The organism is Streptomyces sp. NPDC059166 (assembly GCF_042755185.1).
GTDB lineage: Bacteria > Actinomycetota > Actinomycetes > Streptomycetales > Streptomycetaceae > Streptomyces.
In genome coordinates, this window is sequence record NZ_JBHZCI010000092.1 from 1 (window position 1) to 2716 (window position 2716).

Below are 2716 nucleotides of genomic sequence, written 5' to 3' on the forward strand. Positions count from 1 at the left end.
AGTTCGCGTCCGGTGTAGGCGGCTTCGAGGTCGCGCATCAGCGGGGCCAGCGACCATCCGTCACCCGCGATGTGATGCACCACCAGCAACAGCACATGCGCATGGGCGGACTCACGGAACAGTGTGGCCCGTACAGGCAGTTCGGTCGCCAGGTCGAAGCGGGCGACGGACTCGGCGAGCAGGGCGTCCTTCCGGTCGGCCTCGGCTCCCGCCGCTACCTCGCGGACGGTGAAAGGCATGGAGGTCGAGGCGTCCCGCACCTGCTGCCGGGGCTCGCCGTCCACGACCGGGAAGACGGTGCGCAGTGACTCGTGCCGGGCCACCACCGAATCCAGCGCCGCGCGTAGGCGGACCGCGTCCAGCGCGCCCTCCAGACGCACCGCGAGGGGGATGTTGTAGGTGCCGCCGCCCGTGTCGAGACGGTCCAGGAACCACAGCCGCTGCTGGGCGAAGGAGAGAGGAAGAACCTCGGGCCGCTCCGGGAGACCTTCCGCGTGCGTGGCCAGCGTCGTGCGGGCGGCGTCCGCGTCCGCCAAGGCACGGGCCAGCCCGGCTGGAGTGGGATGCTCGAAGACGGTACGGATGGCGAGTTCGACGTCGAGCGCGGTGCGGATGCGGCCGACGAGACGGGTGGCGAGGAGGGAGTGCCCGCCGAGCTCGAAGAAGCTGTCGTCCACGGTGAGCCGGGGAACCCCCAGCACGTCGGCGAAGACCTGGCAGAGAATCTCCTCCTGCGGGCTGCGCGGCCGGCGGCCCGTGCCCGCCGCGCCGGCGGCCGTCTCGTCCTGATGCGGCGCGGGCAGTGCCCGCTTGTCGAGCTTGCCGTTGCCGGTGACCGGCAGGGCCTCCAGCGCGACGAACGCGGAAGGCACCATGTAGGCGGGCAGGTGGTCCGCCGCGTACTCACGCAGGCCGTCGGTGTCGGAACCGACGACGTACGCCACGAGCTGCTGGTCGCCAGGGTTGTCCTCGCGGACCACCACAGCCACCTGGGCGCTGCCCGTCCGGTCGGCGAGGACCGACTCGATCTCGCCGAGTTCGACGCGGTACCCGCGGATCTTCACCTGGTCGTCGACACGGCCGGCGAACTCGAGGGTGGCGTCGGAGCGCCAGCGGACCATGTCGCCGGTGCGGTACATGCGGGTGCCGGGTGTCCCGAACGGGTTGGCCACGAACCGGCCCGCGGTGAGGGCGGGGCGGCCCACGTAGCCGCGTGCCACGCAGGTTCCCGCTACGTACAGCTCGCCGACGACGCCCGGAGGCACCGGGCGCAGAGCGGTGTCCAGGACGTACACCTGCGTGTTCCACATGGGAGTGCCGAGGGACAGGACCTCAGCGGGGATTTCGTCGTCGGCCTCCACGACGTACGCGGTGCAGCCGACCGTCGTCTCGGTGGGCCCGTACTCGTTGACGACCCGTACCCCTGGGTGTCCGGCGCGCCAGTGGTCGAGGTGGGCGCCGGAGAGCGGCTCGCCGCCCAGGACGAGCTCGGCGGTGGGCGAGTAGGCGTCGGGCAGTTCCTCCAGCAGGGCGAGGTGGCTCGGCGTGCCCTTGAGGAAGGCGACACCGTCCGCCGGAACAGGAGCTTCCGGGTCCGGACCGCCGTCCGCGAACCGGGTCAGGTGAACACTGCCGCCCCGGATGAGCGGTGCGTACAGGCCGGTGACGGTGAGGTCGAAGGAGACCGGCGAGTGGAGCAGGGTGCTGTGGCCGGCGGACGGGTACAGGTCGAGCGCCCACAGCAGGTAGTTGACGACGGAGCGGTGCTCGACGACCACGCCCTTGGGCCGACCGGTGGAACCCGAGGTGTAGATCACGTACGCGGGGTGCCCGGGCAGCAGCGGTGAGAGCCGGTCGGCATCCGTGAGAGGCGTGTCCGGGAGAGCGGCGAGCCGGGCGGGCAGGCCGGGGTCGTCGCAGAGAAGGACGCGTACGTGCGCCCCCGCCTCGGTCTCCGTGGCCGTGCCGCTCGTCGGGATGCGGCCGGCGAGCTCGGCGGTGGTCAGGACGCAGACCGGCAGGGTCTCCTCGAACATGCCCGCGATGCGCTCGGCGGGGTGGGAGGGATCCAGCGGCAGATAGCCGGCACCGGACTTCAGCACGGCGAGCAGTGCCACCACGAGGTCGGGTCGCTGCGGGAGCGCGACGGCGACCATGCGGTCCGGCCCCGCCCCCAGCGCGACGAGCTGGCGGGCCAGTCGGTTGGCACGCGAGTGCAGTTCCCGGTAGGTGAGCCGGGTGTCGCCGTGGCCGACGGCGACGGAGTCGGGATGGGCGGCGGCGGCCTCGTCGAGGAGAGTCGTGAGCGCGGTGTCCGGGACGGAGCGGTCGGTGTCGTTCCACGCACCCGTCACCCGGGCGTACTCGTCGCCGTCCAGCACGCCGAGGCGGGCGATGGTCACGTCCGGGTCGGCCGTCGCGGCGGTGAGCAGGCCGTGCAACCAGGCGGTAAGACGCTCCGCGGTGGGGGCGTCGACGACGTCGGGGCGGTAGTCGATCCGGAAGGAGAGCTCATCGCCCGGCAGGCCCACGAGGCTGACGGCGTAGTGGGTGGCGTCCCGCGCGTCGACGTCGGTGATCACGAGGCCCCCGCTGAGCGGAGGCACCTGCTCCGCACCCAGGGGGTAGTTCTCGAAGACGGTGGTGGTGTCGAAGAGTTCGTGGTGTCCGGAGCGGCGTTGGATGTCGGCCAGTTGGACGAACTGGTGTGGGGTGA

General features: G+C 71.9%; 1 protein-coding gene. It reads right to left on the reverse strand.

What is annotated here, in order from left to right:
* The coding region (locus tag ACFXOA_RS32195; RefSeq protein WP_385035713.1) for an amino acid adenylation domain-containing protein at positions 1–2716 on the reverse strand (2716 nt) is incomplete at both ends.